Here is a 26,762-nt window from a genome sequence, read left to right as displayed (position 1 = left end):
TCGCCATTGCGAACCTCCAACGCAGTGCGACGCTCCGCATCCCGACAGGGAGACAGCCATGGTGAAACCGTTTCCGTCGAAAACCCACATCGGCAACCACATGCTGCATCCGGAAACGCTGATGCTGAATTACGGCTACGACCCGCAACTCTCGGAAGGCGCCGTCAAGCCACCGGTCTTCCTGACCTCGACCTTCGTCTTCAGGACCGCCGAAGACGGACAGGATTTCTTCGATTTCGTCTCGGGCCGGCGCGAGCCTCCGGAGGGAATGGGTGCGGGTCTGGTTTACTCGCGCTTTAATCACCCCAACAGCGAGATCGTCGAGGACAGGCTCGCTGTCTACGAACGCGCGGAAAATTGCGCGCTGTTCTCTTCGGGCATGGCCGCGATTTCGACCACCATCCTCGCATTCGTCCGGCCCGGTGACGTCATTCTGCATTCTCAGCCGCTGTATGGCGGAACAGAGACCCTGTTTGCGAAGACGCTTGCAAACCTCTCGATCGGCGCCGTGGGCTTTGCCGACGGCCTCGACGAAACTGCGGTCAGAGCGGCGGCGGAGGACACCATGCAGAAAGGCCGGGTTGCGATGATTTTCATCGAAACGCCGGCAAACCCCACCAATGGACTGGTCGATATCGCGATGATCCGCCGCGTCGCCGACATGATCGGGCAGACCCAACGGCACACGCCGATCATCGCGTGCGACAATACGCTGCTCGGGCCGGTGTTTCAGCGGCCGATCGAACACGGCGCTGATCTTTCGGTGTACTCGCTGACCAAATATGTCGGCGGCCATTCCGACCTGATCGCGGGCGCGGCGATCGGCTCAAAAGCCATCATGAAGGATATCAAGGCACTGCGAAGCGCGATCGGCACCCAGCTCGATCCGCACTCCTGCTGGATGATCGGCCGATCGCTCGAGACGCTGAGCCTGCGCATGGAGAAAGCAGACCGAAACGCGCAGCTCGTGGCCGATTACCTGCGCGACCACAACAAGGTGGCGAAGGTTCATTACCTTGCTCATCACGAGCCGGACTCCGTGGCCGGCCGCCTGTTCGCGCGCCAATGCAGCGGCGCAGGCTCCACATTCTCGTTCGACATCGTCGGCGGCCAGGCCGCCGCTTCAAAGTTCCTCAACGCGTTGCAGATATTCAAGCTCGCGGTGAGCCTGGGCGGCACTGAATCGCTTGCCAGCCTGCCCGCAAGCATGACCCACTCCGGTGTTCCCGCCGACATCCGCCAGAAAATCGGCGTTCTCGACTGCACGATCCGGCTGTCGATCGGCATCGAGCACCCGTCCGACCTGATCGCGGACCTCGCTCAGGCCTTGAACGAGGCATAACCGTACGCCACGCGTGAGAGAGCTGGATCGCGCCAGCGCCTCGCCACTGCCGCCGCAGCAGCCAGACGTCCGACGCGACCGCTCGCCGTCACTTCTTAACGGCGAACACCCAGACGACGCCGCCTTGCGGCACGTTGTTCTCCAGGCCGGGAACCTTGCCCACCAATGCGTCCTGGATGCGCTGCGCGTCGACGCCCCAGCCCGACTGGACAGCGATATACTGCGTGCCGTCCACCTCATAGGCGATCGGCATGCCCACGATCCCGGAATTGGTCTTTTGCTCCCAAAGCAACTCACCGGTCTTGGCATGGAAGGCACGGAACATCCGGTCATTGGTGCCGCCGACAAAGATGAGGTCGCCTGCGGTAGCGGTCACCGAACCGAACAGTTGTGACTTCGGAAAATTATGCGACCAGACCTTCTTGCCCGTGGCCGGATCCCACGCCTGCAGTTCGCCAAAGTGGGTAGCGCCCGGACGGGGCGTCAAGCCGATATCTTCGGGCTTGGTCCCGAGCCAAAGCTTGCCGGCAACGAGCGGCACTTTCTCGCCGGTAAAGCCGCCGCAGAAATTCTCGTTGGCGGGAACGTAGACCAATCCGGTTTTCTGACTATAGGCCGCCGACGGCCAATCCTTGCCGCCCCACAATGATGGACAGAATTCAACGCGCTTGCCGATTCCCGGCTTGTGGGCCGGATCGGCAATCGGCTTGCCGTTGGGATCGATGCTCTTCCAGACGTTGGTATAAACGAAAGGCCAGCCGGCGACGTATTTGATGCCCTCCGGCTTGCGCTCGAGCACCCAGAAGATCGCGTTGCGGCCGGGATGAACCAGGCTTTTGATGGTGCGGCCGTCCCTTTGCAGGTCGATCAGCATGGGGGCGTCCACCTCGTCCCAGTCCCAGGAATCGTTTTGATGGTACTGGAAATATGATTTCATCTTGCCGCTGTCGGGATCGAGCGCGAGCACCGATGTCGAGTAGAGATTGTCGCCGGGATGGGTCTCGCCCGGCCACGGAGCGGCATTGCCGGTGCCCCAATAGACCGTTCTGGTATCCACGTCGTAGGTGCCTGTCATCCAGGCAGGCGCACCTCCGGTTTTCCAGTCGTCGCCGCTCCACGTGTCATGGCCGGGCTCGCCCGGGCCGGGAATGGTGAAGGTTCGCCACAGTTCCTTGCCCGTGTTGGCATCGTAGGCAACGATATAACCGCGGATACCGAATTCGCCGCCGGAACCGCCGACAATCACCTTGCCGTCCACGACCAGCGGCATCAGGGTCAAATACTGCCCCTTTTTGTAGTCCTGAACCTTGGTGTCCCAGACCACTTTGCCGGTCTTGGCATCGAGCGCGACCAGATGGTCGTCCGTCGTGGCGAGATAAAGCTTGTCCTCCCACAGCCCGACGCCGCGGTTGGTGGGATGCAACTGGAAGAGATCTTCGGGTAGCTGGCGCTTGTATCGCCAGTACTCATCGCCGGTCTTGGCGTTGAGCGCGATCACCTGCCCCTCGGGCGTTGAGACGAACATCACGCCATTGTTGATGATCGGCGGCGCCTGGTGTCCTTCGACTACACCGGTCGAGAACGTCCACACCGGCACCAGGTTTTTCACGTTCGAGGTGTTGATCTGGTCGAGTGTACTGTAACCCTGCCCGTCATAGGTCCGACGGTAATGCATCCAGTTGCCGGGCTCGGGATTCTTGAGTCGTTCAGTGGTTACCGGGCTGTAGTTCTCGATCGGGCCGGCGGCAGCGACCGAAACGAGGCATGTAGACGCGAGCAAACCGGACAAAAGCCATTGCTTCAAGGCCATAGCGCAACCTCCCCTTTGTTTCCATCTCACGAATTCTGTTTTTCTCGTCGTGAATCGAGACGGCCGCCCACCGTCACCTGGCCTGCTGCGCGCCTACCTTTCCAATGAATGCCGCAGCCACCGTCAGCGAACCGTCGTCCGTCGCCAACGGAAGCGCCGGCAGGCGCCGCGGCGCCGGTCCAAACACGACCTGCGCGCTCTGCCTGGGGTCATATTCCGAATTATGGCAAACGCATTTGAACACGTCCTTGTCGCCGCCTGCCGCCTTCACCCATGCAGTGATCGGACAACCGGTGTGGACGCAGATAGCCGAATACGCCACGACACCGCCGGCGGCGCGTGAGCGCGTTTCTTCATCCAGCTCAGCCGGTTCCAGTTTTACGACGAGTATCTCGTTGAGGCGCGAGCCCTTGCGCACTACCGATGTCTTGGGATCTTTTGGCCAGGCCCGCACCGGCGGTCCGCCAGCCTGCAGATCCTGCGGCTTGATTACCTCGCCCGCACGATCCCCTTCGGCGAAAACCAGAACGTCGCCCTTCTGAGGCCGCTCGCTGCTTCCAGGCAAATCCTCTTCAGCAATGGAAGGCCTTGCCGACGCCAGGCAGGCACCCGTGGCAAGGGCTGTCAGGATGAGCGCTCGCCGCGTTGGATCCTGACACATCGCCGTCGCGAGCTCCGTGTCAGTGCTTGTGATCGACGTTGCCTGATCGGATTTGCACATCACTCAACCTGAAGGAGAGAGTCGGTCAAAAAAATGGCGACGGAAAAATTGTGTCTTGAGCAATCTTTTCGTTCGTGGAGCGTCAACGATTGCAACAAGTGCCCGTAACAGTAAGCGTCCTCGCATTTTCTTGAACGTCGTCATTGCAGCTCGACGTCTCATGCATATTTCGCAGAACAGCCCAGCCTTTGGTGATGTGCAGTGCGTTACGGGCACGCGAGCGGCGCCACGCCGGTGTCCGGTGCGCACGCGATACAAGTCCATGCTACTGCACGACCCTTGAAGAGACGATCTTCCATTTTGTCCCGACGGAAACGTTCAAGTTTGACGCGAATTGCGCGTGCCCGCTCTCACTGCGTCAGCGTCGCTTACCAAATTCAATTCTTTTGGCAACGCCCCGCTTTCGCCAAACATGCGGAAGCAAAATGTAGACGCCTTGTGGTAGTGATCGAAAAGCGCGGCCTACTGAACAACAGCCAATAATAACGATCAGGAGGATGGCTCACAGAAATCCCAGCCAGACAGCAAGGAATTTCGAAGCAGCGGCGTCGAGCGGTCAGCAGGTGTGTTGTCGTTCACGCCGGAGCAACCATCAGCAGCTTACGAAGAGCGAGGATCGATCATGATTACGTTGAAGATTAACGGCCAGCAAAAGAACTGGGATGGCGATCCCGATCTTCCGCTGCTCTGGTTCCTCCGCGATGAAATCGGACTGACGGGTACGAAATATGGCTGCGGCCAAGCGCTTTGCGGCGCCTGTACCGTGATCGTCGACAAGCAGGCAGTACGCTCCTGCATCACGTCGGTCTCCGACGTGGTCGACCGGGAGGTCACGACGATCGAAGGCCTTCATCCGACTGGCGATCACGCGGTTCAGAAGGCCTGGCGCCAGCTCAATGTTCCGCAATGCGGCTTCTGCCAGGTCGGCCAGATCATGCAGGCGGCCGCGCTGCTGATGGAAAATCCAAAGCCCAATCCCGAGCAGATACGCGAAGCGATGGCAGGCAATATCTGCCGCTGCGGCACTTATCAACGCATCGCGAAGGCCGTGCATCTCGCATCGACGGGGGTGTGACCATGAATATCCTTACCAATCCCAACAAGCTCCGTGGCTTCGAACGGCACATCAAGGTCGACAACGTTTCACGCCGCAGTATCTTGAAAGGCCTCGGGCTGGCCGGCGGTTTTGTGCTTGCCGCTCCCGTGATGTCACGCCCCGGCTTTGCAGCGTACCAGACCGGCGCGGACAAGATGCCGCACGGTACCGTGGTGAACCCGCGCGTTTTCGTTTCTATCGCATCCGACGGAACAGTGACGATCGTCGCGCACCGCGCCGAGATGGGAACGGGTGTCCGCACCAGCCTGCCACTGATCGTCGCCGAAGAGATGGAGGCCGACTGGTCGCGCGTTCGCGTCCAGCAGGCGCCTGGCGACGAGGTCAAGTTTGGCAACCAGGATACCGACGGATCGCGCAGCACGCGGCACTATCTGATGCCGATGCGCCAGATCGGCGCTTCGGCCCGCACGATGCTCGAGGCCGCAGCGGCGAAACGTTGGGGCGTGCCAGCGACCGAAGTGAAGGCGATCAATCACGAGGTCGTTCACAATGCAAGCGGACGCCGCATCGGCTTCGGCGAGCTGGCAGCAGATGCCGCCAGGGAGTCGGTGCCGAGTGTCGAAGGCTTGAGGCTCAAGGACCCGAAGGACTTCCGTTATCTCGGCAAGGGCACGATCGGCATCGTCGACGGTCGCGATATCACGGTGGGCGCCGCGCGCTACGGCGCCGACGTCCGCCTGCCCGGCATGAAATATGCCGTCATTGCCCGGCCGCCGGTCACCGGCGGCAAGGTCGCGTCGTTCGATGGGGCGGAAGCGATGAAGGTTTCCGGCGTCGAGAAGGTTATGGAAGTCAAGGGCTGGCCGTGGCCTTCAAAATTCCAGCCGCTCGGCGGGATCGCTGTGATCGCGCGCAACACCGGCGCGGCCATCAAGGGCCGCAACGCGTTGAAGGTCGTCTGGGACGATGGCGCCAACGGCAAATACGAGTCGGTCGCCTACCGCGCCGAACTGGAGCAAGCCGCACGGAAACCCGGCCTTGTGGTACGCAAGGAGGGCGACGTGGATGCCGCCTTGAAGGGCGCCGACAAGGTGATCGTTGGTGAGTACTACGTGCCGCATCATGCCCATGCCAGTATGGAACCGCCGGTCGCGGTCGCGGACGTCAAGGGCGACAAGGCGGAGATCTGGGCACCGGTGCAAAGCGCGGGCGGAACGCGCGAAGACGTAGCCAAAACGCTGGGCATTCCCCAGGAGAACGTCACCGTCAACGTCACCCTGCTCGGCGGCGGGTTCGGGCGCAAGTCGAAGTGCGATTTCGCCCTCGAGGCGGCACTGCTTTCAAAGGAGCTCGGCGCTCCTGTAAAGGTGCAATGGACGCGAGAAGACGACATTCGCAACTGCTTCCTGCACACCGTCTCGGTGGAGCGCATCGAGGCCGGCCTCGACAAAAGCGGGAAGGTGACGGCATGGCGGCATCGCAGCGTCGCGCCGACCATTGCCTCGACCTTTGCGGCCAATGCGGTGCATCAGGCGCCGTTTGAGCTTGGCATGGGGCTTGTCGACATGCCCTTCGAGATCGCCAACATCCAGTGCGAGAATCCGGAAGCGGCCGCGCGGACCCGCATCGGCTGGTTCCGCTCGGTGTCGAATATCCCGCGCGCGTTTGCGGTGCAATCGATGGTAGGCGAACTCGCTCATGCCACCAACCGCGATCAAAAGACCATGCTGCTGGAGCTGATCGGCTCTCCCCGGATCCTCAAGCTAGATTCCGTGAAGGACCTCTGGAACTATGGTGAACCCTATGACAGCTATCCAATCGATACCGCGCGCCTTCGCAAGGTCGTCGAGCTGGTCGCGGACAAGGGCGGTTGGGGACGGTCCGTGCCCAAGGGCCACGGGCTCGGCATTGCCGCGCACCGGAGCTTCGTCAGCTACATCGCGACCATTGTCGAGGTAGCTTTCGACGACAAGGGCAAGCTTACCGTACCCCGGGTGGATACCGCGATCGATTGCGGAACCCACGTCAATCCGGAGCGAATCCAGGCGCAGATGGAAGGCGCTGTAATCATGGGTATGAGCTTCGCCAAGTATGGCGAGATCACTTTCAAGGACGGCAAGGTGCAACAGGGCAATTTCGACGATTTCCCCGTGATCCGGATGGACGAAGCCCCTGCTGTGACCAACGTCTATATCGCGCCTGCCGGTCCCGACACGCCGCCCAGCGGCGTTGGCGAGCCAGGGCTGCCGCCCGTTGCACCGGCGCTGATCAACGCGATCTTCGCCGCGACCGGCAAGCGCATCCGCGCGCTGCCGATCGGCAAGCAATTGGAGGCGTGAGAGGAACGTTAGATCGAACGGGCCGTTTTCCTTGGTCTGAGAGGAGTTCAGGCCGATGAAACCCAACTCAACGGCGCTCGCGGTATCGCTACTGTCGGGCGCGCTTCTATTGAATGCTCAGGCGGCGACCGCTCAAACAACGTCGCCGCCGAGCGCGACCGCCACGCGGCCCGCGACGACATCGCCGGGGCAGAGCTCGCTGCCAAACGAAAGCCCGCCGGCCACGACGACGCAGACCACCGGCGAAGCCAGCCGCGATCCCGTGGTGAAGAAAATGAACGAGGACGAAAAGCACAAGGTCGATACCAAGGGCAAGTAGCGCAGTTCCGGCTCGGCCTGTTAGATGTGGTCGTCCCTCTCGCAACGTCTGTCATCGCCGACACTGAATCGTCAGGTCATCCGACAAGCCCGATTTAAGAAGCTGCCACCGGCCTCAGGGCTCGGAGGTCCATATGCCGGTTCACGTCCTTGTAGAGCAGGTAACGGAACCATCCGGGCCCACCGGCGTAACACGCCTGCGGGCAAAAGGCGCGGAGCCACATATAGTCCCCGGCCTCGACCTCGACCCAGTCCTGATTGAGCCGGTAGACGGCCTTGCCCTCAAGAACATAAAGACCGTGCTCCATGACATGGGTCTCCGCGAACGGAATCGACGCACCCGGCTCGAAAGTGACGATGGTGATGTGCATGTCGTGCCGGATGTCCGATGGATCGACGAAGCGTGTCGTGGCCCACCTTCCATCCGTATGAGGCATTGGTGTTGGCGTGATGGAATCTTCGTTTGTCACAATGGGTTCCGGCGTCGCGATCCCAGACACGCGCTGATACAGCTTCCGGATCCAATGAAACTGCACCGCTTCGGGACTTCGGTTCTGCACGCTCCAGCGGCACCCAGGCGGAAGATACGCAAAGCCGCCGGACCGCAACAAATGTTCCGTCCCGTTGAGCCTCAAGGCCAACTTGCCGCCAACCACGAACAGCACCCCCTGCGCTTCCGTATCGGGCTCCGGCGATTCGCTTCCGCCGCCCGGCGCCACGTCGACAAGGTAATGGGAAAACGTTTCGGCGAAACCGGATAGCGGTCGGGCCAGCACCCAAACGCGCGCATCGTTCCAGTGCGGAAGATAGCTTGTAACAATGTCACGTATGACGCCCTTGGGTATCACCGCATAGGCGTCCGTAAAAACCGCGCGGCCGGTCAGAAGCTCCGTCTGGGCTGGATGCCCGCCGGTTGGGACGTGATAGGTTCGAGAAGGCATTTCCTGGCCTCTTAAAGACGGTTCTTGCGGATGTTCGTCGAATGACTAGCCCGGCTGTGCCGTGATGTCCGGATGCGTTGCAGCAGCACCATCGAACGCGATCTGTAGCCAGTTTGGTTCTTCAAGCCACTTTTCTTCGAGGTTGCTGCCCGCGCCCTTTCGATCGACCACAACGAACGGACCAGCATCTGCAGTTACAAGCAGCGGATGATGCCAGCAGTTTTTCGCATAGTTCACGCCCTGCCGTCCCGACGCAGCAAACGCCCGGTAGCTCGCCGGGATATCCGGATCTACGCAAACGACCACCAGCCAGGGCATTTCGTTCAGCGGGACGAAAAGCTGGCTTCCGAGCGGATGGCGCTCCATCATCTTGATGACAATCGGCGCCGGTCTCACCGTGCCGATGAACAGACTGACATTGACCTCTCCGCCTGCCGAGGCGACGTCAATCTTCGCCAGGTCGTCATAGCGTCTGGCAAATCCTTCGTTGATCAGTTTCGGCGTCACATCTTCCGTCTCGACGACCTCGCCGAAAGGCGCGAACCCCGCCTTTGTCAAAGGTGCAACCGAAAGCACCAGCATCGTTCAAACTCCGATCAAATTTTAGCATGGCAAGATGTCCAGATCGGCCGCGTCTAGCCAATACCGGACGCCTAGCGCCTGATATCAGATCGCCTGAGGCTGCGCTCCCGTTGTGTCCAGCTCCGCCGGATCGATCTCTGCTTCCACACTCACGGGATCAACCTGCCCGTTCAGGACCCGATGCGCCTTCTCCCGATCGATATCGCCTTCCCAAGAGGCCACGGCGACCGTGGCGACGCAGTTCCCGATATAGTTGCCCAGCGCGCGCGCAATGCCAATGAACCAGTCCACCGACAGGATCAACACCAATCCGATGGCCGGAATGGTCGGGATGGCCGCGAGGGTGGCCGCAAGCACGACGATGGCCGAGCCGGGAACGCCGTGAGCACCCTTCGAAGTCAGGAGGGCAACGCCGAGAATTGCCAGAAGATCACCCGTGGCCAGCGGCGTATTGGTCGCCTGGGCAATGAACACCGCGGCCAGCGTCAGGTAGATCGAGAAGGCATCCAGATTGAATGAATAGCCCGTTGGGATTACCAGTCCGACGGTCGACGGCTTGATGCCGAGAAGCTCGAGCTTGCGCATGGTCTGCGGCAGCACGCTGTCTCCGGCCGCCGTGCCGAGGACGATCGTCAGTTCCTCGCGCAAGTAACGGAGCAACTTGAACAGGCTGAAGCCGGAAACGCGCATGACCGCGCCCAGCACGACGACGACAAAAACGACCACGGCCACATAGAACAGGGCGACGAGCCCGCCGAGTTGCTTGAGCGAACCGATGCCGTACTTGCCGACCGTAAACGCGATCGCCCCGAACACACCGAGCGGCGCCAACCTGACGACGAAATTCATCATCTTGAAGACGATGTCACTCACGCGTCCGATGAAATCCGCCACCGGCTTGGCCCGCTCGCCGCACAGTGAGGCAGCACAGCCGAACATGATCGAGACGATCAGCACCTGCAGGATGTCGCCGGTCGTGAAGGCCCCGACCACCGTCGAGGGAATGAGCTTCATGAGGAATTCCGAGACACCGCCGCCGGCGACCTGGGCCGCCGTCTGGCTGAAGCCGCTCAACGCTTTTGCGTCCAGCGTCCTCGGATCGATATTCATTCCGGCACCGGGCTGGAAGTAATAGGCGAGCGCAATGCCGAGCACCAACGCAATCGTCGTGATGACCTCGAAGTAAATCAGCGCGCGCACCCCGACTCGCCCAACCTTCGACAGGTCCCCTGCGGCGGCGATCCCGTGCACGACAACGCAAAACACGATCACCGGAACCAGCATCTTGATGAGCTTGATGAAGCCGTCGCCCAGCGGTTTCATCTGAAGAGCGGCATCCGGGTGAGACACGCCAAGCGCAATACCCAGCGCCAGCGCCACGATGACCTGGAAGAAGAGTGACTTGAATAACCTTGGCACGGCGTTCCCTCGCTCGGTCGGTGTTTCCATTTGATATGGCTTCGTCGACCTGCGGCCGGGCGCCACTTTTGCTCTTGGCAGCGACGCTGACGTCGCTTCGAAACAAATGATTGCCCGCCGGACTTCCGTCCCGGCCGCGCACCAAGGCATTCGTTGACCATGCCGCACAGGGTGTCCAATATATAGAACGACACGATCAAGAGGAAAACCCTATGGATCTCCGCCAGCTCCGGTACTTCATCGCGGTGGCCGAGGAACGCAGCTTCACTGCCGCGGCGCGACGATTGAATCTTTCGCAGCCGCCCCTCAGCCAGCACATCCAGTCGCTCGAAGCGGCGTTGGGGACGCAGCTCCTCTACCGAACCAGTCGCAGGGTCGAACTGACCCAGGCGGGAGAAGCGCTCCTGGCGCGGGCGCGCGCCATTCAACAGCAGATCAAACTGGCCGAGGACGAGGTCCATTCAATCGGCGCCGGCCTGGTTGGGACTCTCGACATCGGAGCAACCGGCTCCATCCTGCGCGGACGCCTGGCCGACCTGCTCGCGGCGTATCGAAAGGATGCGCCTGCGGTAAGGATGACAGTGCATGAACAAGCGCCGGCCCTGCAGATTGCGGCTCTCCTCAATCGCACGACAAACATCAGCCTGAATCGCAGCATCCCGACCGAGCATCAACTCCACAGCGAGCTTGCGTGGTCGGAAGAGGTCGTGGTTGCGATGCAGAAGGCGCATCCGCTGGCGCGACGCAAGCGCATCGCCCTCGGCGACCTTGCGTCGGAGGATCAGATTGTCCTGCAGCCCGAAAGCTCTCAGTTTGCGCGCTACATCCAGAAATGCTGTGTCGACGCCGGCTTCCTGCCGCGGGTTTCCCAGCAAGTCATCGATGCACAGTCGGTCCCCAGTTTGATCGCCGCAGGCTTCGGCGTAGCCCTCGTCCCACAATCAATTGCCCGCTTCACGACCGACGAAATCGTATTCCGGCCGATCAGGCCTTCACCGCCCTCCGCCGATGTCTTTCTCGTGTTCAGAAAAGACGAGACGTCGATGGTCGTCCACAACTTCATCAAGCTGGCCCGTCGTTTTCTTGGCCAGAAACGGAATTCCGGCCACCCGGCCAGAAGCTGATGGTCGGCCCGGCGGGAGACCTCGCCTGTCAGCCGGCGGGCTTCACGCCGCGAGAATTTTCTCGGGCGCCGCCGCGGGTAAATTCTGGCTGTCGGCGACCGCACGGTTGGCGATCTGCCCGCGATGCACGTTGAGCCCGGCGCGCAGATGCGGATCCTCGATCAGCGCGCGGATGCCCTTCCCGGCCAGCGCAAGGCCGAACGGCAGCGTGGCATTGTTGAGCGCGTGGCTCGACGTGACAGGCACGGCGCCGGGCATGTTGGCGACGCAATAATGCACGATCTCGTCGACCAGATAGGTCGGCGCCTGATGGGTCGTCGGCCGCGACGTCTCGAAGCAGCCCCCTTGGTCGATCGCGACATCGACCAGCACGGCGCGGCGCTTCATGCGGGCGAGATGCGCACGGGAGACGAGTTTCGGCGCGCTGGCGCCCGGCACCAGTACCGCGCCAATGACGACGTCGGCGCCGATGGCCTCCTCCTCGATCGCATCCTGCGTCGCATAGCGCGTGCGAACGCGACCGAGGAACATCTCGTCAAGGACGCGAAGCCGCGGCAGCGAGCGGTCAAGGATGACGATATCGGCACCGAGACCTGCGGCCATCCGCGCGGCATGCGTACCGACCACGCCGCCGCCGATCACCGCGATCCTGCTCGGTGCGACGCCGGGCACGCCGCCGATCAGCTTGCCCATCCCATCAGCCGATTTTCGCAAGGCGGCGCCGGCCGCCTCGATCGCCAGCCGTCCCGCCACCTCGCTCATCGGCGCCAGCAACGGGAGCCCGCCATTTGCGTCCGTTACCGTCTCGTAGGCGATCGCGGTGCAGCCGGACGCGAGAAGCCCCTTGGTCTGCGCGGTATCAGGCGCAAGGTGCAGATAGGTGAAGAGGATCTGGTTCTCGCGAAGCTGGCGCCATTCCGTCGGCTGCGGTTCCTTGACCTTGACCACCATGTCGGTGGTCGCGAATATCTCGGCTGCCGTGTCCACGATCGCAGCACCGGCCGAACGGTAAATATCGTCGCCGGCGCCAATGCCGAGCCCGGCACCCTGCTCGACGATCACGTCGTGTCCTTGCGCCACATATTCCCGGACCGACGCCGGCGTCAGACCGACACGATATTCCTCAACCTTGATTTCCCTGGGCACACCGACCCGCATCGCCTTGCTCCTGCATTGGAAGCTGCTGTCCGATACAAGAAAACTACCTCTGAAGGGACAACGGTTCTCTGCGAATAGCGGCTTGCCGCGAACGATCTACGCAGATATTCTGCGCCTAGATAATAACTTTTAGAGAATAGCGGCGTGAGCGAGCTGGATCGTATTGATCTTCGGATTCTGGCTGAGTTGCTCTCCGACGCACGGGCCAGCCAGATCGAGCTCGCCGAAAAGGTCGGACTGTCACCGACCGCCTGTGCGCGTCGCATTCGTCAGCTCGAGGAAACCGGCATCATTCGCGGCTATCGAGCCGACCTCGAACCGACTGCGCTTGGCCTTGTCACGACGGTTGTCGTCACCATCACACTGGAAAAACAAAGCGAGGAATATCTCGCCGCGTTCGAAGCAGCGATTGCCCGCTGTCCCGACGTGGTGTCCTGCCACCTGATGTCGGGCAGCGATGACTATCATCTGCAGGTGATCGCGCGCGACATCGCGGACTTCGAGCGGATCCACAAGCAGCATCTCTCGCGGATGCCCGGCGTCGCACGCATCCACTCGAGCTTTGCGATGCGCGAAGTGGTTCGCAGGGCGATCCCTGAAACGGCATTACAGCGCTAATTCGCTTCGGCGGATTTTCCTCCCTTCCCGAACACCCGGCTCGCCAGCACGTCCGAAGCCTCAATCGACCTGATATCGTCTACCGTCAGGACATGGTCGAGATCGGCGATGAGACGATTGGCCTGGCGCAGCCGCAGACGATCCAGCGCGTTGCGGATCGAGCGCGCGTTGGAAAACAGCGGCTGGTTCTTGCGCAACGCAATGTAGCGAACGAACTCCGCCCGCGCCTCCGGCGTGAACTTGTAGTTCATCTCCCGCAGCATCAATTCCGCGATGTCGATCAGCTCATCGTCGGAATAATCGGGAAAATCGATGTGGTGCGCGATGCGTGACCGGAAGCCGGGATTGCTCGCGAAGAACTTGTCCATCCGGTCGCCGTAGCCGGCGAGGATCACCACCAGATCGTCACGCTGCGATTCCATCACCTGCAGCAGGATCTCGATCGCCTCCTGGCCGTAGTCGCGCTCGTTGTCCGGCCGGTACAGATAATAGGCTTCGTCGATGAACAGCACGCCGCCCATCGCCTTCTTCAGTATCTCCTTGGTCTTCGGCGCGGTGTGGCCGATATATTGCCCGACCAGCTCGTCGCGCGTCACCGACACCACCTGGCCACGGCGGACATAGCCGAGCCGGTGCAGGATATCGGCGATCCGCAGCGCCACCGTGGTCTTTCCGGTGCCGGGATTTCCCGTAAACGACATGTGCAGCGTCGGTGCTTCCGACGTCAGTCCCATGCGCTTGCGGATGCGCTCGATCAGCAATAGCGACGCAATCTCGCGGATTCGCGTCTTGACCGGCTTCAGGCCGATCAGCTCGCGATCGAGCTGCGTCAGGATTTCCTCGATGCCGACGGCCTCGAGTTCTTCCCGAAGGCTTACCCTGTCCGTGGTTGCTGGCACATCCATATCCATCTGCCGAACCTCAGCGCGCCTTGCGCGTATTCGGGGAAAACAAAAAAACTCCGTCGCCGCTTGCCCAGCGACGGAGCAGTGAACCCGGCGAACGCAGCAACGATCAGGGAGAACTCGTTCGCCGGCCCGAGGAGTCGTTTACCCGTAGCGCCGGCCCTCCGGGCGGTCGGCGGCATAGGATGTCGTGGTGTAGCGGATGTTGCGGCCGGCCACTTCGTGACGTTCGAGACGGAAGCCGGGCTCATCCTTGGGCCGGTTGACGATGAACGACAGCCGCAGCGACTCCCAGCCATGGCTGGAATCGTACGCCGACATCCGGATGTAGCGGTCGCCATAGACCTCGCGGCATTCATTGAGCTCCATCAGCACGCCCGCGGCATCCGGCAGGTCGAACATCGGCAGGCCCCACATCTCCCAGAAATTGTTGCGCGGATGCGGGTCGTCGGTGAATTCGATGTTCACCGCCCACCCCTTGCCGAGGCAATACTGCACCTGCCGCGTGATCTGCTCGTCGGTAAGATCAGGCAGAAATGAAAAACATCCTTGAGTGATACGCATGATCTTTGCTCCTTACATCGCGACGCTGGCGGTCGGCACATAGTCCGGCATGTCTGTCGATTCGTAGTTGAAGGTGACGTCCTTCCAGACTTCGAGCGCGGCCTTCAGCGGCGTACAGGTCGCTGCCGCCTTGGCAAGAATCTCAGGCCCCTCGTGCACGTAGTCTCGGCCCTCATTGCGCGCGAGGATCATCGCTTCCAGCGCCACCCGGTTGGCGGTAGCGCCCGCCTGGATGCCCATCGGGTGGCCGATGGTGCCGCCGCCGAACTGCAACACCACGTCCTCGCCGAGATGGTCGAGCAACTGGTGCATCTGGCCGGCATGAATGCCGCCCGAGGCCACCGGCATCATCTTGTTGAGGCTTGCCCAATGCTGGTCGAAGAACACGCCATGTTCGAGCCGCGTCGGGTTATAGTCCTCGCGGCAGATATCGTAATAGCCGCGCGTGGTTGCGGGATCGCCTTCCAGCTTGCCGACCACCGTGCCGGCATGGATGTGATCGACACCGGCGAGCCGCATCCATTTCGCGATGACACGGAACGAGACGCCGTGGCTGCGCTGCCGCGTATAGGTGGAATGCCCTGCCCGGTGCAGATGCAGGATCATGTCATTGCGGCGCGCCCACTTGGCCATCGACTGGATCGCGGTGTAGCCGATCACCAGGTCGATCATGATGATGACAGAGCCGAGCTCCTTGGCGAACTCGGCGCGCTCGTACATGTCCTCCATGGTGCCGGCGGTGACGTTGAGATAGGTGCCCTTGATCTCGCCGGACGCGGCCTGCGCCTTGTTGACGGCCTCCATGCAGTAGAGAAACCGCTCACGCCAATGCATGAAGGGCTGCGAGTTGATATTCTCGTCGTCCTTGGTGAAGTCGAGACCACCCTTCAGCGCCTCGTAGACCACGCGCCCGTAGTTGCGGCCGGACAAGCCGAGTTTCGGCTTCACCGTGGCACCCAGCAGCGGACGGCCGAACTTGTCCATGCGCTCGCGCTCGACGACGATGCCGGTCGCCGGTCCCTGGAATGTCTTGACGTAGGCCACCGGCAGCCGCATGTCCTCCAACCGCAGCGCCTTCAGCGGCTTGAAGCCGAACACGTTGCCGATGATCGAGGCCGACAGATTGGCAATCGAGCCGGGCTCGAACAGGTCGAGGTCGTAAGCGATGTAGGCAAAGTACTGTCCCGGTGCATTCGGTACGGGATCGACGCGGTAGCATTTTGCGCGATATTTTTCCGCCGCCGTCAGACGGTCGGTCCACACCACCGTCCAGGTCGCGGTCGAGGATTCGCCGGCGACCGCTGCCGATGCCTCGATCGGATCGACCCCGTCCTGCGGCGTGACACGGAACAGCGCGATGATGTCGGTGTCCTTGGGCTCGTAGTCGGGCTCCCAATAGCCCATCTTCTTGTATTCGAGGACGCCTGATTTGTAGCGATCCTTGCCGCGGACTGTCATCGAGTGCATGTTCATATCGGCCTCCTTGGCTGGTGTGCGGCGACTGGTCGGCATCGAACGCGTCGTCAGGTCATTCTGCGGCATCGGCTATCCCTCCCATCCGTGGGTCGAGCGCGCCGGAGCGATAGCGCCGGGCCATCTCTGCCAGCGGAATGACCTTGATTTGCGAGGCGTGGCCCGCCGTGCCGAATTGCTCGAACCGATCACGGCAAAGGTCGCGCAGCGCATCCATCGCCGGTTTGAGGAATTTTCGCGGATCGAATTCGTTTCTGTTTTGTGTTGCGACCTTGCGGAACGCCGCCGTCATCGCCAGCCTGCAGTCGGTATCGATATTGACCTTGCGCACGCCGTGCTTGATGCCGCGGACGATTTCCTCGACCGGCACGCCCCAGGTCTGCGGCATCTCGCCGCCGAACTGGTTGAATGCGTCCTGCAGCGGCTGTGGCACCGACGACGAGCCGTGCATCACCAGATGCGTGTTGGGCAGCCGGCGATGGATCTCCTCCACCACCCGCATGGCAAGAATGTCGCCATCCGGCTTGCGCGAGAATTTATAGGCGCCGTGCGAGGTGCCCATCGCGATCGCCAGCGCATCGACCTTGGTGGCGCGAACGAAATCGACGGCCTGATCCGGATCGGTCAGCAGTTGATCGTGGCTGACCTCGCCTTCGACGCCGTGACCGTCCTCCTGTTCGCCGCCGCCATGTTCGAGCGAGCCGAGCACGCCGAGTTCGCCCTCTACTGAGGCTCCGATCCAATGCGCCAGTTCGACGACGCGGCGGGTGATGTCGACGTTGTAGTCGTAATCCGCCGCGGTCTTGGCGTCCGCTTTCAGCGAACCGTCCATCATCACGGAGGTGAAGCCGTGCTGAAGCGCGGTGGCGCAGGTCGATTCCTCGTTGCCGTGGTCTTGGTGCAGGCAGATCGGAATCTGAGGATGCATCTCCTCCAGCGCGTCGATCATCTTCGACAGCATGATGTCATTGGCGTAGGAGCGCGCGCCCCGCGAGGCCTGGATGATCACGGGCGCATCGGCAGCCGCCGCCGCTTCCATGATCGCGAGCCCCTGCTCCATATTGTTGATATTGAATGCCGGCACGCCGTAGCCATGCTCGGCGGCATGATCCAGCAATTGCCTCAACGTGATTCTGGCCATCGGCGGCTCCTTCTCGGGTTCGGCGTTACGTTCAGCGTCATGCGTAGGTCGCCGTCATTCTGGTGCGGGCCAAGCAACGCATGGCGGCGGTCGCAACGGCCTCCGGCGTGATGCCGAACTCGCGGTAGAGCGTCTCGGCCGGCGCGGATGCTCCAAAGCCGGTCATGCCGACGAATTCGCCGCCATCGCCAAGCCAGCGCGCCCAGTCGCCTTCGACCGCGGCCTCGAGACCGACCCGGGGAACGCGCCCCAGAACGGCGGTCCGGTATTCGCGGGATTGCTGGCGGAACAGGTCGAAGCATGGCGCCGAGACCACCGCGGCGCGGACGTTGTCTTTCTCGAGCAATATTGCCGCCTCGAGCGCGATCGATACTTCGGAGCCCGTTGCGATCAGAGTTACATCGCGGCCGGCCTCCGGTTCAACGACGACGTAGGCGCCGAACGCGACCAGATTGGTTTCGTCAACCACTTCGCGGAACGTCGGGACCGCTTGCCGCGATAGGCACAGCACCGACGGAGCTCCCTGCGAGCGTAACGCGCAGTCCCACGCCTCCGCGGTCTCGACGGCATCACCGGGCCGAAATACCAGCAAGTTCGGAATCGCCCGCAGCGACGCCAGATGCTCGACCGGCTGATGCGTCGGACCGTCCTCGCCCAGGCCGATCGAGTCATGCGTCATGACGTGGATGACGCGGACGCCCATCAACGCCGCCAGCCTGATCGCCGGCCGGCTGTAGTCGGCGAAGCTGAGAAACGTGCCGCCATAGGGAATAAAGCCGCCGTGCAGCGCGATCCCGTTCATCGCGGCCGCCATCGCATGCTCGCGGATGCCATAATGGATATAGCTGCCCTCGAGCGCATCGGCCCGCACCGGCTGCTGCGTCTTGGCGCGCGTCAGGTTCGAATGGGTAAGATCAGCCGAGCCGCCGAGGAGATTCGGCAACGCTTCGGCGATCACGTCGATTACCAGTTGCGAGGCTTGCCGGGTGGCGATGTCAGGCCGTTCGCTGCCGAACTGTTCCCGTAACTGCGCCATGAGCCCGGCATATCCGCAGGGCAAATTCCGGTTCAGCGCATCGTGAAACGGCGAGCGTCCCGCCGAATTGACCCGACGGCTCCGCTCGACCCAGGCGCGCCGGGAGGCATGTCCCTGCGCACCGATTTCGCGCCAGGCATCGAGGACGGCTTCCGGAACCTCAAATGGCGCGTGCGGCCAGTTCAACGCGCCGCGCGTTTTCTCGATTTCATCGGCTCCGAGCGGCGCGCCATGCGCCTTTTCGGTCCCCTGCCGGTTCGGCGCGCCGAAAGCGATCACCGTGCGGCAGGCAATCAGGGATGGCCGGTCGCTCTGCCGGGCGCGGCGGATGGCTGCCGCAATCGCCTCGGGGTCATGGCCATCGATCCGGACCGCCGACCAGCCGGACGCCTTGAAGCGCGCAAGCTGGTCATCCGAGCATGACAGCGACGTGGAGCCGTCGATCGAAATCTCGTTGTCGTCGTAGAGCACGATCAAGCGGCTGAGCCTGAGGTGCCCCGCCAGCGAAATCGCTTCGTGGCTGAGGCCCTCCATCAGACAGCCGTCGCCGGCGATCACGTAAGTATAGTGATCGACGAGATCATCGCCGAAGCGTGCATTCATCAGACGCTCCGCCAGCGCCATGCCGACCGCCGTGGCAATCCCCTGCCCCAGCGGGCCCGTGGTCGTTTCGACGCCCGGCGTATGTCCGTACTCGGGATGGCCGGGGGTTTTCGATCCCCACTGCCGGAACGCCCGCAGCTCGTCCGCTGTCACACCCTCGTAGCCGGTCAGATGCAGCAGCGCATACAGGAGCATCGAGCCGTGACCGGCCGAGAGCACGAACCGGTCGCGATCCGGCCATGCCGGATCGGTGGCATCGAACTTGAGGAAACGCGAGAACAGCACGGTGGCGACATCCGCCATGCCCATCGGCATGCCGGGATGACCGGACTTCGCCTTCTCGACGGCGTCGATGGCCAGGAAGCGGATCGCGTTCGCCATTTCAGCATGCGAAACAGCCGAATCGTTGGCAACGCGGGATAGAGCTAGATCGGTCATATCATGCGCCTCTTACGTTCCATCAGTTGCAGGATCAGCGGGGTGAGAATGAGCTGCATGGCGAGATCGAGTTTTGAGCCATGGATCACGATCGAGTTGGCGCGCGACATGAAGCTGTTCGGGATCATCGACAGCAGATAGGGAAAATCGATGCCGCGCGGATTCTTCAGCCGGATCACCACCATCGATTCATCCGGCGTCGGTATCCAGCGCGCGATGAAGGGATTCGACGTATCGACGGTCGGCACCCGCTGGAAGTTGATGTCGGTCTCGGTGAACTGCGGACAGATGTAGTTCACGTAATCAGGCATCCGCCGCAGGATGGTGTCCGTCACCGCTTCCGCGGTGTAGCCGCGGTCGCGGCGGTCGCGATGCAGCTTCTGGATCCATTCCAGATTGATGACGGGAACGACGCCGATCTTGAGGTCGGCATGTTGCGCGATATTGACCTTGTCGGTCACGACAGCGCCATGCAGGCCTTCATAGAACAGCAGATCGGAGTTTTCCGGCAGCGGCGTCCATTCGGTGAACGTGCCCGGTTTTGCGCCGTACAGTCTTGCTTCCTCATCGTCATGGACGTAGTGCCGCGTGGTGCCCGTCCCGGACTCGCCGTAGTCTCGGAACAGCTTTTCCAGTTCCTCGAACAGATTGGTTTCCGGGCTGAAATGGCTGAAATGCTTGTTGCCGCGCTCGGCTTCCTCGGCCATTTTCGTGCGCATCTCAAAGCGGTTGTAGCGATGGAAGGCGTCGCCCTCGACATAGGCGGCGGCGACGTTCTCGCGGCGGAAGATGTTTTCGAACGTCTTCTTCACCGACGTCGTGCCGGCGCCGGATGAGCCCGTGATCGATATGATGGGGTAGCTGCGCGACATCTGCTCTTCCCGGTCAGCGAAACAGGCCGCGCCGCGCGAATAGCGGCGCGTCGCTGTTGTCGAACATCGGCTGAGTGCCTTCATGAATGGCGGTGATGTCGCGAACGCCACGCATCGATCCCATGATCAGCGGCACCCGCTGGTGCGGCGTTTTCGCCGAAACCTCAAGGATGCGCCGGCGGCCGGTGGTCGCGGCACCGCCCGCCCACTCCATCACCAGCGCCATCGGATGCGCCTCGTAAAGCAGGCGAAGACGTCCCTCGCGATAGGCTGGCCGCGCATCCGCCGGGTACAGGAACACGCCGCCGCGAACGAGAATGCGAAGCGACTCCGCGACCAGTGAGCCGATCCACCGCATGTTGAAATCGGCCGCGCAGCCGCCATTGATGCCGGCCAGGCACTCGTCGATATAGGTGCGCACCGGTCCGTGCCAGTGCCGGCGGTTCGAGGCGTTGATGGCGAATTCAGGCGTGTCGGGCGCGATCCTGACGCGGCGCGCGATCAGCAGGAACTCCCTCGCACGCCGGTCCAGAATGAAGATGTCGACGCGCTCGTCGAATGCCAGCACCAGCGTCGTTTGCGGGCCGTAGACCACGAAACCTGCCGCGCACTGCGCGGTGCCGGGTTCGAAGAAAGTGGAGACAATGTCGTTGCCGCGCGATCTGATCGAAAAGATGGTTCCGACGGAAATGTTGTTTTCGAGGTTGGCAGACCCGTCGAGCGGATCGATCGCGACGCAGAGCGACGCCTTGGCATCGAACACTTCCGGCAGTTCCGATTCCTCTGACAGGACGGCGGCGACTGGCGACCTGCGTAACGCTGCGCGCATCATCCCGTCGGCGGCGAGATCGATATCCCGCTGATAGTCGCCGTCGGAGTTGACGCCATCGGTTTTTCCGGTAATGCCCGCCAGCGGTCCGTCGGCAATGAGATCGGCAAGGCCGATCGCAGCAGTAGCGATCGCTTCAATCACGGTGGACACGGCCGGTCCGGCCGGTGTCTCCGATCCCGTCTGATCAAGATGCGAGCACAAGGTCACGCGTGCGCCCATGGCCGTTCCCCGTTTGGCGCCCGCTTTCGGGGCGATTGCAAAGCGTCGCGCGCCCATCCGCACTCCGCGCCTAACAACAATCCAGTTTGCAAAATTAGTGAAATTTTCTTATCTTTGGCTTTGCCAAAGTTTTTCTTATATGGACAGGCCCATGGCAAACAGGTTTCGGCGGGAATTGACCATTCGCCAGTTGCGCGCGCTGGCAGCCGTTCACGACGATCGATCGGTCACGGCGGCGGCCAAGCGGCTTCACCTGACGCAGCCGGCCGTCACGCTGCAGATTCGCAATCTGCAGGAGATTGCAGGCGTGCCCCTGATCCAGCGCACCAATGACGGCATGCTGCTGACCGACGCCGGGCGCGAGGTGCTGACGCTCGCCGAGCGCATCGATGCGGCGATTGCGGATTGCGAAACTTCGCTCGAGATGATCGCGGGAAAGACCGCGGGACGTATCTCGATCGGTGCCGTCAGCACCGCGAAATATTTCGTGCCGTTCATGATCTCGGGATTCTCGAAACTGCATCCGAACATCGATGTCACGCTCTCGATCGGAAACCGCCAGGAGATCGGTACGGCGCTACGCGGTTACGATCTCGACTTCGCGATCATGGGCCGCCCGCCGGCCGACATCGACATGGATGTCTATCCGATCGGAGATCATCCGCATGTCATCATCGCGCCGACCAGCCACCGCCTGGCACGAAAATCCCGCATCGCGGCGAGCGACCTCGCCAACGAGACGTTCCTGACGCGCGAGCCTGGCTCGGGGACGCGCGGCCTGATGGAGCAATTGTTCGAGACGGCGGGAATACGCCCGAACATCGGCATGGCGATGAGCAGCAATGAAACGATCAAGCAAGCGGTGATCGCCGGGCTCGGCATTGCGTTTATTTCGGCGCATACGGTCGCCACCGAACTCGACGAGCGGCGGCTGGTCACGCTGGATGTGGTCGGCCTTCCTATTGTCCGGCAATGGTTCGCCCTGTCGCGAAAGGACAAGATCCTGCTGCCGCCGGCGCGCGCCATGCTGGAATTCCTCAGCGCCCGCGGCGCGCAATTCCTGCCGCGTACCCACGGCCGGATCAGGCTCACCCGGACGTCGGCCCGCGGCAAGCGGCGGTGACGATGGTGCGATGCATTCCGAATGATGCGACGAAAGTCTGAGCGCCATCATTCCGGCACGCCACCGGGCCAATCGCCGACAGGTTGACATCCTGCCCTCTTCTCCAAATACTTGGCCAAAAAGCGCGGGCAAGCAGTCCCGACGACAGATAAAAAAGGGAGGAAACGATGCCGACTTCACGCAGAACACTGCTGAAGACTTCCGCGGCCGCCGCCGCTGCATTCACCTTCGATTGGACCCGCGCGCAGGCGCAAGCCGAAACAGTCCGCATCGGCCTGATCTACGATCTGACCGGTCCCTTTGCCGCAGGCGGCTCGGTCGCCTCCTCGATCGGCGCGCAGATCGCCATCGACCTCGTCAACGAAAAAGGCGGCATCGGCGGCAAGTACAAGGTTGCCGCTATCGCCGCGGATTCCCAAAGCAAGCCCGATGTCGCGATCAATGAGGCCAATCGCCTGATCGACCAGGAGAAGATCGACATCATCAACGGCGTGTACGCGAGTTCGCACGCGGTCCCGCTCGCGGCCAAGGTCGAGCAGCAGAAGAAGATCCTCTGGATCACGACTGCGGTTTCGACCGCCGTGTTCAAGGACAAGAACCTGCAATACGTCTTCCGCGCGCAAATTCATTCCGACCAGTATGGCCAGGCCTTTGCGAGCTTCATCACCGAGCATGCCAAGGCCAAGCTCGGCATGGAGCCCAAGGACGTCAGGATCGCGCTGATCCACGAGGATGGTCCCTATGGGGTCGGCGTCGCCGCTGCCGATGAGGCCTATTGCAAGGAGGCGGGCCTCCAGGTTGTGCTCAAGGAAGGTTATTCGGCATCCGCACCAGATCTCTCGGTACTCGTCACCAAGCTCAAACGCGCCAGGGCAGACGTGATCTCGCACGCCGGTTACAATCCCGACATCACCCTGTTCCTCCGGCAGGCACGCGAGAATGGCCTTCGGTTCAAGATGCTGTTTGGCAACGGAGCGGGCTATAGCCAGCTTGACAAGCTGCGCGCGGCGTTTGCTGCGGATATCGATAATTTCTGCAATATCGATCCGGTGCCGGCGCAATTGCTCGATGCCTCGAAGCTCGCGCCCGGAATCGGCGATCTCACGAAAATCATGGTCGCGCGCTACAAGGAGAAGACCAACGCAACCGATGTTCCGCCGCACTGCTCGATGGGCTTCAATCAGACCTGGATCCTGCTCAACAGCGTGCTGCCCGAGGCCAAGGAGAAGTATGGCGGCTTCGATCCCGAAGCCATTCGCAAGGCGGCGCTCGATGTCGACATCCCGGCGGGCGGCACCATCCAGGGCTATGGCGTGAAATTCTATCGGCCCGGCACGCCGCTCTCCGGCCAGAATGAGCGCTCGACGCCGGTGGTGATGCAGAATGCCGGCGAGCACATCTCGGTGGTCTGGCCGACCAATATCAGAACGCAGGACCCCGTATTCCCGCTGCCGAAATCATCGGTGTATTCGAGCTAATCGCGATAGAATGTCGAATAGCAGCCGCGTCAAGGCTGCGCCACCTCGCCCCGCTCTTGCGGGGCGAGGTAAGGACGCCGCCGCCACAGCGCCTCACAGCGTAACTCGCCGCCCCTCCTCCGCTGCCCAATAGCCGGCGTAGTTGACCTTGATGGTCTCGAAAGCCAGCGCCAGATCCGAGAGCGGCTGGCGGCCGGTGGCGACGCATTCCATGAAATCCTGGATTTCCTGCGTATAGCCTCGCGTCCACTCTTCCTCGAGGCAGATGTATTGCCAGCCGGTCTTCCGGTCGACCTTCTCGGTAATGTAGACGTTGGCGAGCTTCTCCTCGCTGGTCTGATAGCTCATCATGTGCGTGTTCGGCGTGATGTTGGCGAACAGCGAGCCGCTGCTGGTGTAGGTTTCGATCAGGTTGCGGACGCCGCCGAGGATCATGTCGCCGGAAAACACCGTGGCCTTGGTGCCGTCCGAGAACGTGGCCGTGAGCACGCCCCAATCCTCGACATCGACGGGATTGGCCTTGAGCACGGAACGTTCGTCGGGGCGCAGGCATGCCGTGACATTGCCGACGTCACACGTCACGCTGGCCACACCGATCGTCTCGCCGCGCGCCTTCGCCTCCACCTGCTTGAGATAGAGCACCGCCGACAGCGGATGGCATCCCATCCGGATCAACGAGCCGCCGCCGGTCATCGCCCATTGGGCGGCATGCGCGGCATGCGAGCCGGAATGGCTCTCTTCCCCCTTCATGAACAGGATCTTGTCTTTGCTGGCTTTCAGGATCTCCACGGTCTTGGTCACCGCCGGCGCGTAGATCCAGTCCTCGGCATACATGAAGAGCCTGCCGGTCTGTTCGATCGCTGCGCGGGTATTCTCCATCTCCTCCAGCACGCGCTCATACATCAATGCCTTCGGCACATGCTTGCCGATCGGTGTCTTGTCGTCATCCCGGCCAAAATAGCCGGCGAACGGTTTTTCGCAGATGACGTGTTTGCCGGCCTGCATCGCATCCACGATCATCGAGGTGTGCAGATTGGGCGGCGTGCAGATGTCGATGACGTCGAGATCAGCGTCGGCGATCAGGTCGCGGAAGCTGCGATAGACCGTCGGGATCTGGTGGCGGCGGGCAAACTCGACGACATGATCGCCTCTCGCCGCAACGGCCCGGACTTCGACATTCACGCCGTAAACGCGGCGATAGGCATGCATATGCAGCTCGGACACAAAGCCGCAGCCGGCCAGGCCGATTCTGATTTTCGCCATCTGCGGAATGTCTCCGGGTTGTCAGCCAAGACCCTGTTGCTGCGCGGCTCGCAGCTAGTTGCTGCTTCGGCCAGCCTTCCGGCGCATCAATGCGGCGAAGAGATCGGTCAGGCCGAACTGCCATCGCTCGCAATCGCCACTGTGGCGCATCCGGTTGGTCAGCCGGCCGAGCTTCGGCGTCGCAACCGTCACGAGATCCCCGACCACGTGGGTGAACCCCTGCCCCTTCGCAAAGCGGTCCTGGATCGGCGCGAACATCGTGCCGAGGAAGAGCACGAAGCCGTCGGGATATTGATGGTTCTCGTTGATCGTCTGACCGACGATGTCGGCCGGGTCGCGGCTGATCTTCGTCAGCGAGGATGCGCCGTGCAGGACAAAACCTTCCGGCCCCTTCACCTCCAGCGAGATATCCATCCTCCTGACATCGTCGAGCGTGAAGCCTGCGTCGAAGAAGCGCACGAACGGACCGATGGCGCAGGACGCGTTGTTGTCCTTGGCCTTGGACAACAGCAGCGCCGAGCGTCCCTCGAAGTCGCGCAGATTGACATCGTTGCCGAGCGTGGCGCCGACGATCCGGCCATCGCTGGCTACCACCAGCACGACCTCGGGCTCCGGATTATTCCAGGTCGATTTCGGATGCAGGCCCGCATCCACGCAGGTGCCGACCGCCGACAGCACGGGCGCCTTGGTGAACACCTCGGCGTCCGGGCCGATGCCGACTTCGAGATACTGGCTCCAGGCATTTTGCGAAACCAGCACGTCCTTCACGTGCTGCGCTTCGGCTGAGCCCGGTTTCAATTGCGACAGGTCGGTGCCGACGATCCGCGTCACCTCGGCCCGGATCGCCTCCGCCGAGTCGGGATTGCCGCGCGCCCGCTCCTCAATCACCCGCTCCAGCATCGAGACGGCGAAGGTGACGCCGGCGGCCTTGATCACCTGCAGGTCGATCGGGGCCAGCAACCATGGCTTGGTCGAATCGCGCGTATCGGGCGGCGTATTGTTCAGGAGATCCTGCAGCGCGCTAACCCGCTCGCCACGCGCGGCGCGCAGCGCCCCGGCCGGATCGGCAACGGCGGCAAGTTGGCTGGCGGTAGGAAATTCGTCGGTGATGTCGAATACGCCATCCTGACGAATCGCGACCACCGACGGCGCGGCAAGGTCAGGACGCCAGATCCGCCCCATCAGTGCAGCGCCGGCGAAATCGTCGGGCAGAATAAAAGCGGCGTCAGTAGAGATTGGCATCGTGGAAATCCTCGCAAAGGGGCGGTCCGGTCAGGGCAGCATCGTCCATAAAAAGGGAACTGCTCTACGGGTCAACACCTTCGGGGAAGCTCTGCCTTTCGCCGCGGCCGCCCCGACAAGGCTCATCGCGCCGCAGCATGCAAA

23 protein-coding genes are annotated in these 26,762 nt (G+C 62.1%); 8 read left to right on the top strand and 15 right to left on the bottom strand.

Features of this window, described 5'->3' with window-relative positions; translation table 11 throughout:
- Window positions 1–58 precede the first annotated feature (58 nt).
- Complete coding sequence (locus LMTR21_RS13010) at window positions 59–1,342, top strand: cystathionine gamma-synthase family protein (RefSeq protein ID WP_065749965.1); 1,284 nt, start codon at window positions 59–61, stop codon at window positions 1,340–1,342.
- An 88-nt stretch (window positions 1,343–1,430) separates the two neighbouring features.
- On the opposite strand, the gene LMTR21_RS13005 is transcribed toward LMTR21_RS13010, so the two are convergent.
- Window positions 1,431–3,152, bottom strand: a complete 1,722-nt coding sequence (locus LMTR21_RS13005; RefSeq protein ID WP_065749964.1) for a methanol/ethanol family PQQ-dependent dehydrogenase — start codon at window positions 3,150–3,152, stop codon at window positions 1,431–1,433.
- Between the two features lie 73 nt (window positions 3,153–3,225).
- A complete protein-coding gene (locus LMTR21_RS13000; protein ID WP_187399350.1) occupies window positions 3,226–3,813 on the bottom strand; it encodes a QcrA and Rieske domain-containing protein in 588 nt (195 codons plus the stop codon).
- Between the two features lie 682 nt (window positions 3,814–4,495).
- Between LMTR21_RS13000 and LMTR21_RS12995 the strand changes: the two genes are divergently transcribed.
- Genes LMTR21_RS12995 through LMTR21_RS12985 form a run of 3 tightly spaced genes read left to right on the top strand, consistent with a single transcriptional unit; the run spans window position 4,496 to window position 7,588 of the window.
- Entirely contained in the window at window positions 4,496–4,948 is a 453-nt protein-coding gene (locus LMTR21_RS12995) for a (2Fe-2S)-binding protein (protein WP_065749963.1), read from the top strand.
- A gap of 2 nt (window positions 4,949–4,950) precedes the next feature.
- Window positions 4,951–7,269 (top strand): xanthine dehydrogenase family protein molybdopterin-binding subunit, encoded by a 2,319-nt coding sequence (locus LMTR21_RS12990; RefSeq protein ID WP_065749962.1) that lies wholly within the window; start codon window positions 4,951–4,953, stop codon window positions 7,267–7,269.
- Between the two features lie 55 nt (window positions 7,270–7,324).
- Window positions 7,325–7,588 carry a hypothetical protein gene (locus tag LMTR21_RS12985; RefSeq protein WP_065749961.1) on the top strand — a complete coding sequence of 88 codons (264 nt, stop codon included), beginning with the start codon at window positions 7,325–7,327 and terminating at the stop codon, window positions 7,586–7,588.
- A 94-nt stretch (window positions 7,589–7,682) separates the two neighbouring features.
- Here LMTR21_RS12985 and LMTR21_RS12980 read toward each other — a convergent pair whose 3' ends face one another.
- The 3 genes from LMTR21_RS12980 to dctA form a co-directional block, all read right to left on the bottom strand.
- A complete protein-coding gene (locus tag LMTR21_RS12980; RefSeq protein WP_065749960.1) occupies window positions 7,683–8,528 on the bottom strand; it encodes a bifunctional allantoicase/(S)-ureidoglycine aminohydrolase in 846 nt (281 codons plus the stop codon).
- 45 nt (window positions 8,529–8,573) lie between these two features.
- Window positions 8,574–9,110 carry an ureidoglycolate lyase gene (locus LMTR21_RS12975; RefSeq protein WP_065749959.1) on the bottom strand — a complete coding sequence of 179 codons (537 nt, stop codon included), beginning with the start codon at window positions 9,108–9,110 and terminating at the stop codon, window positions 8,574–8,576.
- Window positions 9,111–9,194: 84 nt separating this feature from the next.
- A complete protein-coding gene (gene dctA / locus LMTR21_RS12970) occupies window positions 9,195–10,529 on the bottom strand; it encodes a C4-dicarboxylate transporter DctA (RefSeq protein WP_065750352.1) in 1,335 nt (444 codons plus the stop codon).
- 212 nt (window positions 10,530–10,741) lie between these two features.
- Between dctA and LMTR21_RS12965 the strand changes: the two genes are divergently transcribed.
- Complete coding sequence (locus LMTR21_RS12965; protein ID WP_065749958.1) at window positions 10,742–11,653, top strand: LysR substrate-binding domain-containing protein; 912 nt, start codon at window positions 10,742–10,744, stop codon at window positions 11,651–11,653.
- Between the two features lie 42 nt (window positions 11,654–11,695).
- Here the strand turns inward: LMTR21_RS12965 and ald are convergent, their stop codons facing one another.
- Complete coding sequence (ald, locus tag LMTR21_RS12960; protein ID WP_065749957.1) at window positions 11,696–12,811, bottom strand: alanine dehydrogenase; 1,116 nt, start codon at window positions 12,809–12,811, stop codon at window positions 11,696–11,698.
- 144 nt (window positions 12,812–12,955) lie between these two features.
- On the opposite strand from ald, the gene LMTR21_RS12955 reads away from it, so the two are divergent.
- Window positions 12,956–13,429 carry an Lrp/AsnC family transcriptional regulator gene (locus LMTR21_RS12955; RefSeq protein ID WP_057857635.1) on the top strand — a complete coding sequence of 158 codons (474 nt, stop codon included), beginning with the start codon at window positions 12,956–12,958 and terminating at the stop codon, window positions 13,427–13,429.
- On the opposite strand, the gene cbbX is transcribed toward LMTR21_RS12955, so the two are convergent.
- From cbbX to LMTR21_RS12920, 7 genes are all read right to left on the bottom strand, one after another.
- Complete coding sequence (gene cbbX, locus LMTR21_RS12950) at window positions 13,426–14,334, bottom strand: CbbX protein (protein WP_065750351.1); 909 nt, start codon at window positions 14,332–14,334, stop codon at window positions 13,426–13,428. The genes LMTR21_RS12955 and cbbX overlap by 4 nt on opposite strands.
- Before the next feature lie 144 nt (window positions 14,335–14,478).
- On the bottom strand, window positions 14,479–14,898 hold the full coding sequence (locus LMTR21_RS12945; RefSeq protein WP_065749956.1) for a ribulose bisphosphate carboxylase small subunit: 420 nt from the start codon (window positions 14,896–14,898) through the stop codon (window positions 14,479–14,481).
- A 12-nt stretch (window positions 14,899–14,910) separates the two neighbouring features.
- On the bottom strand, window positions 14,911–16,371 hold the full coding sequence (locus LMTR21_RS12940; protein ID WP_057857680.1) for a form I ribulose bisphosphate carboxylase large subunit: 1,461 nt from the start codon (window positions 16,369–16,371) through the stop codon (window positions 14,911–14,913).
- Window positions 16,372–16,426: 55 nt separating this feature from the next.
- Window positions 16,427–17,512 carry a class II fructose-bisphosphate aldolase gene (gene fba, locus LMTR21_RS12935; RefSeq protein ID WP_065749955.1) on the bottom strand — a complete coding sequence of 362 codons (1,086 nt, stop codon included), beginning with the start codon at window positions 17,510–17,512 and terminating at the stop codon, window positions 16,427–16,429.
- 37 nt (window positions 17,513–17,549) lie between these two features.
- The gene (gene tkt / locus LMTR21_RS12930) at window positions 17,550–19,589 is read right to left on the bottom strand and encodes a transketolase (RefSeq protein ID WP_065749954.1); all 2,040 of its coding nucleotides are present in this window, start codon (window positions 19,587–19,589) and stop codon (window positions 17,550–17,552) included.
- A complete protein-coding gene (locus tag LMTR21_RS12925; RefSeq protein WP_065749953.1) occupies window positions 19,586–20,461 on the bottom strand; it encodes a phosphoribulokinase in 876 nt (291 codons plus the stop codon). Before LMTR21_RS12925 ends, tkt begins: the two co-directional genes overlap by 4 nt.
- Window positions 20,462–20,474: 13 nt before the next feature.
- Entirely contained in the window at window positions 20,475–21,512 is a 1,038-nt protein-coding gene (locus tag LMTR21_RS12920; protein WP_065749952.1) for a class 1 fructose-bisphosphatase, read from the bottom strand.
- A 151-nt stretch (window positions 21,513–21,663) separates the two neighbouring features.
- On the opposite strand from LMTR21_RS12920, the gene LMTR21_RS12915 reads away from it, so the two are divergent.
- Window positions 21,664–22,635 carry a LysR family transcriptional regulator gene (locus LMTR21_RS12915; protein ID WP_065750350.1) on the top strand — a complete coding sequence of 324 codons (972 nt, stop codon included), beginning with the start codon at window positions 21,664–21,666 and terminating at the stop codon, window positions 22,633–22,635.
- A gap of 167 nt (window positions 22,636–22,802) precedes the next feature.
- Window positions 22,803–24,113 carry an ABC transporter substrate-binding protein gene (locus LMTR21_RS12910; protein ID WP_065749951.1) on the top strand — a complete coding sequence of 437 codons (1,311 nt, stop codon included), beginning with the start codon at window positions 22,803–22,805 and terminating at the stop codon, window positions 24,111–24,113.
- A 93-nt stretch (window positions 24,114–24,206) separates the two neighbouring features.
- On the opposite strand, the gene LMTR21_RS12905 is transcribed toward LMTR21_RS12910, so the two are convergent.
- Together LMTR21_RS12905 and LMTR21_RS12900 are read right to left on the bottom strand one after the other, a co-directional pair.
- The gene (locus LMTR21_RS12905; RefSeq protein ID WP_065749950.1) at window positions 24,207–25,376 is read right to left on the bottom strand and encodes a Gfo/Idh/MocA family protein; all 1,170 of its coding nucleotides are present in this window, start codon (window positions 25,374–25,376) and stop codon (window positions 24,207–24,209) included.
- A 54-nt stretch (window positions 25,377–25,430) separates the two neighbouring features.
- On the bottom strand, window positions 25,431–26,618 hold the full coding sequence (locus LMTR21_RS12900) for a fumarylacetoacetate hydrolase family protein (protein WP_084030334.1): 1,188 nt from the start codon (window positions 26,616–26,618) through the stop codon (window positions 25,431–25,433).
- Window positions 26,619–26,762: the final 144 nt, after the last annotated feature.

It is taken from the genome of Bradyrhizobium paxllaeri (assembly GCF_001693515.2).
Classification (GTDB): Bacteria; Pseudomonadota; Alphaproteobacteria; order Rhizobiales; family Xanthobacteraceae; genus Bradyrhizobium; species Bradyrhizobium paxllaeri.
Note: the sequence above shows the minus strand (reverse complement) of the source record. Positions and strands in the feature narration are given on the sequence as shown.